This is a genomic window from Marinobacter pelagius, from assembly GCF_900114925.1.
GTDB classification, from domain to species: Bacteria; Pseudomonadota; Gammaproteobacteria; order Pseudomonadales; family Oleiphilaceae; genus Marinobacter; species Marinobacter pelagius.
Window position 1 is genome coordinate 161097 of sequence record NZ_FOUR01000009.1, and the last position, 7646, is coordinate 168742.

The window sequence follows — 7646 nt, forward strand, 5'->3', positions numbered from 1 at the left end:
GGTTCCGTCGTCAATACTTTTTTTCAAGTTTCTGTTTTATAGGGATTTGTTGATTAAAGTTTGTGCGCCCGCCCTGATTTTGGAACCAGCGCGGCGCACGATCAAATATCGAGAATAAACTGCCGGCAAGCCCTTAAAGAGTATCGAAGAAGGCTTTCGCACCGCCGGCCATGAAGTAATAGTTTTGCACACCCCTGGCTTCCAGGAAATATTGCAGCCACTGCACCTGCTTACCTACCGCATCGTAAATCAGCAAGGGCTTGGTGTTATCGGTCCGTTCGGCGAGCAGTCGGTCCCACTTCGCACGGTTGTCGAAGGGAATTCTCTTCTCCCAGCCCATGAACAGTGCCAGCCCGGCACGTTCCTTGGAATCCCGGGCATCGACCGCAAAGCCGGCTGCCTGGAGTTCGCGGCCGAACTGATCCGGCGGCAACAGGTGAGCCTCGAATTTTTCCCGGGTGAGCAGTTTGCCGGCATCGTCCAGTGGCTGGCCGAGCAGAACGGTACGGTCGGGATTGGCGCGGGCCCAGTCGAAGATTCCGGCATCGAAGGACCGAGGCGCTGTAGTGCTTTCATGCTCTGTCTTGGCCACCGCCCGGTAGGATTTTTCGCAGGTTCGGCCGTTACAATAGAAGACCAGGGGTTTGCCAGATTCAGCTTCCAGACTCGCAACCCGAGCCGCGAAATCCCGGTCCGAGAGGGCGACATGGTGGGCACCAGCTATGTGGAGCGTGTCGTATTCGAATCGGGAGCGGACATCCACAACGGTCAGTTCGTCCAGTTGCTGCCGGAGTTCATCCAGCTCAATGGCATCAACCGTGGGATAGAGCTTTCTTCCGGGGAACCCTTCATCCGCTTGCAGAAACCCGGAGAACAACAGAAGTATGCAGAGAACCACAGAGTGCTGTAGCTTGATCATCAGTATTACATCCTTGTGCAGTGTCGATACACGTTAAATTTGATCCGCGCATCACCAGGCGGCAAGGTAATATTGGCAATGTTTTGTAAGGTCGCCCTCAGCTTATGTGTTCATCGGTTAGCATTTGCAACGAAAAGAGACCTTTCCCCCAGCACGTGTAAATGCCTACGAGAAAAAGCTAGGCTTTTGGTAACAGCAGGAGTACAGTGGGCCTCGTTGGAAAGATTTAGCAAAGCATTTCATCAATAAGACACTGCCAAGTATTAGCAAGTCCTGTTTTTGATTCCGCCAGTTTTTTGTTTCCCGCACAACGCTGATCAGTGATCACAACGATTCCTGGCGGCACATTGAAAATATTGAATTCAGGATTTTATCTATGTCTACTACTACCGGCACCGTCAAGTTCTTCAACGAATCCAAGGGCTTCGGCTTCATCACTCGCGAAAGCGGCCCGGACGTATTCGTTCACTACAGCGCTATTCAGGGCGGCGGTTTCAAGACTCTGGCTGAAGGCCAGCAGGTCGAGTTCACCGTGACCCAGGGCCAGAAAGGTCCTCAGGCGGAAAACGTGGTTGGTCTGTAACTAACAGCCAAATCACGAAAAAGGCAGCTTCGGCTGCCTTTTTTCGTTTCAGGGTACTGGCTCAATCTTCAGCGCCTGCAGATCCCTGGGCTCGACGCCCAGATCCTGCCAGTTTTCCGGGTGGCAGGTGAACAACAGAATCTGGTGCCGCTGCGCCGCATCGAACAGAATCCGTTTCATTCCATCCAGCCGCTCCGCATCGGAGTGAACCAGGGTATCGTCCAGGATAATCAGCGTTGGTCGCCCTGCGTCCTTTAGCAGGTCCGCATAGGCCAACCTGCTGATCAGCCCCATCTGCTCCCTCGCCCCGAAACTCAGTTCCGTCATCTGTCCCAGCTCGTCACCACGGGTAAACCTGCCCGGCATCAAGTGTTCATCCACCTCCAGCGTCGCCTCCGGGAAGAGTACCGAAAGGTAGTGATCCAGGTGTTTTTGTAGCGGTGCCTGCAAGCGACGTGTCAACGCCTGACGTTTCCCGGTAAGCACATTCAAAAGCAGATCAAGCGCCCGGGCACGCCGGTGCAGTTCATCGTAGCGGCGATTGATGTGCTCAAACTCCCCGAATTTCTCGCTGAGCAGTTCCTCAAGACCTTCTGCCCCCCAGGCTTCCAGCCGGACCCTTATATCCCGGAGTTCCCGCTCCCGGTTTTCCTGCGCTTTCTGCTGCGTGTCTGCCGCCTGCCGGAAGCGCTGGATATCCTGTTGAAGCAATTCCGGTCGGGCCTCACGTATCTTTCTGGTCAGTGCCTCCAGGTTACCCAGCACTGTCGCTTCCCGCTTCTCCGATTCCGTGATTTTGTCGCCGAGTTCACGAAGCTGGCGCTGGCTTTCGGAATTGTTCAATTCCTCCCTGAGTTGCTGCCATTCCCGGTTGGCGTTCTCGACATTCTGTCTGGCAGTCAGGATGGCCGTCTGGTGCTTGCTCCGGGCAGTTTCGGCCTCGGAAAGACGCTGCTCCGCCTCTTTCCTGGCCCTTTCTGCCTCAGTAAAGCCCGGGAGATTGGTATCACCCACTTCTGCAGATTTCAGTAGCGCATTGAGCTCCCCTTTTCGAGCCTCCAGGTCCGCCAGGGTATCCCGGGTTTCAGTCCGAAGACGTTCCAGCCCCTGCGGCGCAACCGACGCCAACAGATCCTCAGTGTGCTTCAGCCGGTTCTCCGCATCCCGAAGCCGGGCCAGCTTCTGTTCCGCATCTTCAACGTTAGGGACGCCAAGTGCTCGAAGATGTTCACTCAGGGTTTGCTCAAGGTGCGCCAGGGTGCGCCGGACACTTGCCAGATCTTCTCCACCCGGCGTGATTCCAAGGCGTCCCACACCGGGAATCTCCAGGGTGGTCTCCTCAAGGAGGCGACGTTCGCCCTCACCCTCGATGCTTTCGTCACTGAGATGCAGGCTGTGCCCCTGCTCCAGCTGCCAGGTCAGGCGTGTGGCTATGGTCTGGGATCTGATTGCTTCTTCGTCCAGCTGGCGCTGGGTCACCCTGGCCTGTTGCACCAGATCGGGGTCAATCCTGTTCTCCTGCTTCTGCTTTCTGGCCTCGTCCAGTTTTTGCTGGAATTCGGTGGCCTTATCCAGGTTTTGCCGGAGAGTCTTGTGCTGGTTTTCCAGCCGGGTGACTTCCTGTTTGAGCCTGGTCAGACTTTCCAACTGGCGGGCCTGTTCGACGATCTTGATCGCTGCGTCATAGCTTTCACGCGCATCCTGAAGAGCCTTGTCGAAAGCGGGAGTTCGAGCCTCCTCCTGTGCCAGAATCTCCCGGGCCTTACGGAGATCGGTTTCACGCTGTTCCAGTTTTTTGCCCTGACTCTGCATCTGTTCCAGATTCTGGCGGAGTAGATTCAGATTCTGGCGCACATGATCGAGTGTCTCCTGCTCTCTGACCTGCTGCGCCTGAAGTGACTCGACCTGACGAAATTGTTCCTGAGCCTGCTCCATCCTGCGTCGGGCCTCTTCCCAGGGCCGCTCCCGATTCGCTTTCTCAAACTCCGCCGTCAGTGTGCCAAGGCGATCCACCTGGGCCTGGTATTGCCCGATCCGTGCCTGCAACTCAGCAATCTCGACTTCCAGCTCGGCCCGCTCCTTTTCCAGCTGCAGATATTCCCCCCGGGGTTTTCCGGTTCCGGTAAGCAGCTCCGCCCGCTGTTTCTCGACGGCCTGGATCACGTCATCACCACCGGTGCTGGCCACTTCGCCAACCAGATTGTTGAGGGCGGATTTCAGGTGATCGCCGGCGTGCTCAACGGCCTTCTCGATATCCTGGCCGGTACCCTGCTCGACCCAGAGCAACCCTGGGATACCCCAGTGCTCTTCCTTGCTCGCACCTTTCTTGGGGAACTGATAACCCAGCAACTCCGCAAGTTTCTCTTCTGCCTCTTCACCACTGAAACTCTGGCCATCCACCTGCAGATCACAACGTTTACGCTGGAGGAAGCTTTTGGTCAGTGACCACTGGTGGCCGCCGTGCTCGAACCCCAGCTCAATCGACGGGGCCGCTGCAGAGTCGCCCCAGGGGCGCAGGTCTTCCACGGATTTGGAGCGGTGCCGCTCAAAAAAGGCGGCCCGGATGGCTCGCACCAGAGTGCTTTTACCGGATTCGTTCGGGCCGTGGATCAGGTTGATACCCGGCTGGAGACCATCGAGGGTAATGGGGTTCCGGAACTGGCGAACCTGTTCGATACTCAGTCTTTCGAGTCTCACTGGTTCACCTCCTGCTTACCGCTGTTGAGCAGGCCGGTAAGGATAGCCAGAGCATCCCTTGCCGGTTCCGGGTGGTCTCCCAGCTGGAGCTGCCTCAACTCCTCGATGGTTTCCCCAAGGTAGCCATCGGCGTTAAGCGCCGCAATATCCTCTTCGGTAGGCTCGAGCTGGAGGGCGGCACGGTCGCAACTGACGCTTCGGAACCGGGCCTCCGCCAACGAAAGCGCGTGATCGAGGCGCTGCAGACCTTCCAGGGTAATGGCGCCATCGAGGCGGATATCCAGAACCGACGCTTCCGGAAGCTCTTCCATACGCTGGATCAAGCCGTCCAGGTCTGAGGGCACAGATAGCGTTTCCCGCCACTGATGCCAACGATAGCGGGCGATATCAACGCTTTTGATGTCAGGTACCGCACCAGGCTCGGAAATATCAACTATCAGGGCATAACCGGCTTCGTTGTTGCGGAAACGTTCCGGCTCCGGCGTACCGCTGTACCAGCTTCGCTCGTTGATCTGCTTGGCGCCGTGCCAATCGCCCAACGCCAGGTAATCAAGGTTGGCCTGCTCCGCCCGGTTCGGTGCAATCGGGTTGGTCGCATCCACTTCATCCGGCAGAACACCCTGTACGCTGCCATGGGCCAGACCGACCCGCAGAAGACCGGCGGGCGTCTCGCGCTCGCTGAAGTCTTCGGTCAGATCACTGTAGGTATGACGCTGGGTCAGCGGTGCGCTGAGTACGGCAATGCCCTGCTCTTTCAGCAGGATCACATCCGGCTCAAGGGCAAGGTGAATGTTATCGGGTACTGCCTTGAGCCTCCGGGCCCGCGTCCAGACACTCTCGGCAAGGGCGGCATCGTGGTTACCGGGGAGCATGACCCAGGGGCCTTTGAACGCACTGGTCGCGTTGAATACACGGCGAATAGTCCGGTCGGATACTCCCTGGGCGTCGAATACATCACCCGCCACCAGGACCGCATCGCATTCCTGCTCGACCGCCAGTTGAGCCAGCCTTTCGATGGCCGCGTAACGGGCCTCCACCAGCGCAGCGCCATCTTCCGTTTCAAAACGACTGAACGACCGGCCCATCTGCCAGTCTGCGGTATGAAGAAATCTGGGCACAAATATTCCCCTGTCCGAATGCATGCTCTCTCGACACGCAATCAAGGTTACCCGTACCTGAAGAAAATTGCACAACACTCTGATTGGCGGGAGCTTTGGGCTGCGGAAGAAAGCGGAAAAGGCGGGGTCAGATGAACGTTTTCATCTGACCCCATTTTCATCATGCCTTGGACGCGACAATCACCACAGCAACCAGCACACCCCCAGCCAGGGCAACCAGGCTGAACTTCTTCTGTTCCTGCTCCGCTCTGGGCAGAAGGTGTGTTGCACCGACGTAGACAAGGGCGCCTGCAGACAACGAGAGCAAGGCGCCGAGAGCCTGCTGATCAATGTTATTAACCAGTGGATATGAAACAAGCATACCGAGCGGTGTTGTAGCGGCCGCCGCCAGAAACGCGAGCATCACGGCCACTTTCGGGGCAACCCCGCCCCGAACAAGGAGAAGATAGGTAATGATCCCTTCCGGGAACTCGTGAAGCACCATCCCCACGGTCGCGAGATAGCCGGTGAAGATGCTCACAGAGAACGAGATTGAATAGATAAAGCCGTCAATGAACGTGTGGAACCCGATCCCCAGCATCGGGATGACGCCAATCACATAGTCCTTTCTCGCCGGGTTCTTTTCGCAGACAAAGGCCGTCAGAAAACGATTGAACAGATGCAGCCCCATGAAACCCACCAGGAGCCACACCGGTGCATCCGGGTTCATGGAAAAGGATTTCGGGATGATATGGAGAAAGGAGGCCGAAATGAGAACACCCGCCGCAAAGCAGATAAAGTAGGTGGTGTTTCGATGCCCCCAATCTGCAAAGCGGCGGATCGTAAAAATGCCGATGGATGTGACCAGTGCGGCAAGGATGCTCGTTGTCAGCGCAGTCCAGAAGGTATCATCCATGCAGGCGCCTGGCTCTCCCTGGGTTGAGAAAATAGTTTAGGTAAAAGTTATATCCCTTTAATTTCTCGTGATTTCCATGAGTCCGCGACTCAGACTGGCCACCTTCTCAAAACCGTTCTCCCTGAGAATATTGACCGCCATAGCTGACCGTCGGCCGGAGCGACAGAGCGCGACTACGGGTTTTTCCCTGGGGACATCGTCAACCCGTGACCTTAGCTGGTCCAGAGGGATGTGCAGATCCACCAGTGCTTCGGTGACCGGGCAGTCTTTGACTTCCTCAGCAAGCCTGACGTCAAGAACTGTTACCTCATCAAGGTGATGCTCAAGCCACTCTTCCCCGATTTCAGGGACCCCGGCGTAGGTTAGCCGGATATCGGCCCAATCCGGCTCCTCGGGCAGCTTTCCATCTTCAGGGCAACCGCTGCGAAGGTTGGCCGGTAGAGCCTCATCGATTTTTTTGGGATGGGGAAGCTTCATGGCGTTCATGTACTCCACGAAATCCGTTTCATTCGCCCCTCCGCCCACACGGGCATTGAATGCTTTTTCTTCCCCGATGGTGCTGACGCTCCGACCATGATAGTCGTGGGCCGGATAGACCAGGCAGGTATCCGGCAGCGCAAACAGTTTGCTGGTGATGGACTCAAACAGTTTATGGGCACTTCCCTGCTGGAAATCACTGCGGCCACAACCCCGGATCAGCAAGGCATCGCCGGTGAACACCATTGACTGGTCGGCCATGACATAGCTCATACACCCGTCGGTATGACCCGGCGTCGATATGGCCCGAAGTGTGACCCCCGCCACGCCGAATTCCTGACCATCTTCGAGTGGAACATCCACATGCTCTGCTCCTATGGCTTTGGCGGAGGCAATTCTGCAGCCCGTTTTCTGTTTGAGCAGCCAAGCGGCGGTGATGTGATCCGCATGGGCGTGGGTATCCGCAGCGAGCACCAGTGTCAGACCGAGTTCGTCCAGCAGTGCCAGGTCCCTCTTGGCCTGGGAGAACACTGCGTCGATCAGGATTGCCTCTTTGTTTTCCTCATCCGCCAGGAGATAAGTAAAGGTCGAAGATACATCGTCAGACAGTTGCCGGAATATCATGACAGGTCCCTCTTCAGGCAGTCCATGGAGCAGAATTTTTCATCAGTGCAAACAGTATAGACGCCTCCCTCCGTTGCGCCACAGAGAGACCACGTTCAGGCCTAATGAAAACCACGTTTTTAATTTCAGTTACTTAGAGCGCACCGACCCTCAGCTCAAGTTACGATAGATACAATATATTATCTCGATATAAGGTTATTCCTTGCAGGAATTACGGTGTAGGCCTATCTTTGAACCCGTCAACTGACAACCCAATCTCAAGAGGACATTTCTATGGAAAACCAAGCAGCACCTGTAGCGGGCCTGCCGCGCATCAACGAACCGGCTCCGGAT

Annotated in this window: 6 protein-coding genes; 1 reads left to right on the forward strand and 5 read right to left on the reverse strand. The window is 56.4% G+C overall.

The genetic code is table 11. The features are described 5' to 3' along the window. Positions 1 to 133: 133 nt before the first annotated feature. Positions 134 to 919 (reverse strand): rhodanese-like domain-containing protein, encoded by a 786-nt coding sequence (locus BM254_RS16405; RefSeq protein WP_092006290.1) that lies wholly within the window; start codon positions 917 to 919, stop codon positions 134 to 136. A 376-nt stretch (positions 920 to 1295) separates the two neighbouring features. On the opposite strand from BM254_RS16405, the gene BM254_RS16410 reads away from it, so the two are divergent. Next, complete coding sequence (locus BM254_RS16410) at positions 1296 to 1502, forward strand: cold-shock protein (RefSeq protein WP_092006293.1); 207 nt, start codon at positions 1296 to 1298, stop codon at positions 1500 to 1502. 48 nt (positions 1503 to 1550) lie between these two features. Here the strand turns inward: BM254_RS16410 and BM254_RS16415 are convergent, their stop codons facing one another. The 4 genes from BM254_RS16415 to BM254_RS16430 all read right to left on the reverse strand — a co-directional run bounded on the left by BM254_RS16415 (position 1551) and on the right by BM254_RS16430 (position 7313). After that, positions 1551 to 4199: an AAA family ATPase gene (locus tag BM254_RS16415; protein ID WP_092006296.1), complete on the reverse strand. Its 2649-nt coding sequence runs from the start codon at positions 4197 to 4199 to the stop codon at positions 1551 to 1553. Then, the gene (locus tag BM254_RS16420) at positions 4196 to 5317 is read right to left on the reverse strand and encodes a metallophosphoesterase family protein (RefSeq protein WP_092006299.1); all 1122 of its coding nucleotides are present in this window, start codon (positions 5315 to 5317) and stop codon (positions 4196 to 4198) included. The genes BM254_RS16415 and BM254_RS16420 overlap by 4 nt, the downstream gene beginning before the upstream one ends. 160 nt (positions 5318 to 5477) lie before the next feature. Then, the gene (locus BM254_RS16425) at positions 5478 to 6212 is read right to left on the reverse strand and encodes a ZIP family metal transporter (RefSeq protein ID WP_092006302.1); all 735 of its coding nucleotides are present in this window, start codon (positions 6210 to 6212) and stop codon (positions 5478 to 5480) included. Between the two features lie 57 nt (positions 6213 to 6269). Further along, entirely contained in the window at positions 6270 to 7313 is a 1044-nt protein-coding gene (locus tag BM254_RS16430) for an MBL fold metallo-hydrolase (RefSeq protein ID WP_092006305.1), read from the reverse strand. Positions 7314 to 7646 lie beyond the last annotated feature (333 nt).

Excerpts from the sequence above, each read along its gene's own strand:
- BM254_RS16405 (WP_092006290.1), bottom strand. The coding sequence starts at position 919 with ATGATCAAGCTACAGCACTCTGTGGTTCTCTGCATACTTCTGTTGTTC.
- BM254_RS16410 (WP_092006293.1), top strand. The coding sequence starts at position 1,296 with ATGTCTACTACTACCGGCACCGTCAAGTTCTTCAACGAATCCAAGGGC.
- BM254_RS16425 (WP_092006302.1), bottom strand. The coding sequence starts at position 6,212 with ATGGATGATACCTTCTGGACTGCGCTGACAACGAGCATCCTTGCCGCA.
- BM254_RS16430 (WP_092006305.1), bottom strand. The coding sequence starts at position 7,313 with ATGATATTCCGGCAACTGTCTGACGATGTATCTTCGACCTTTACTTAT.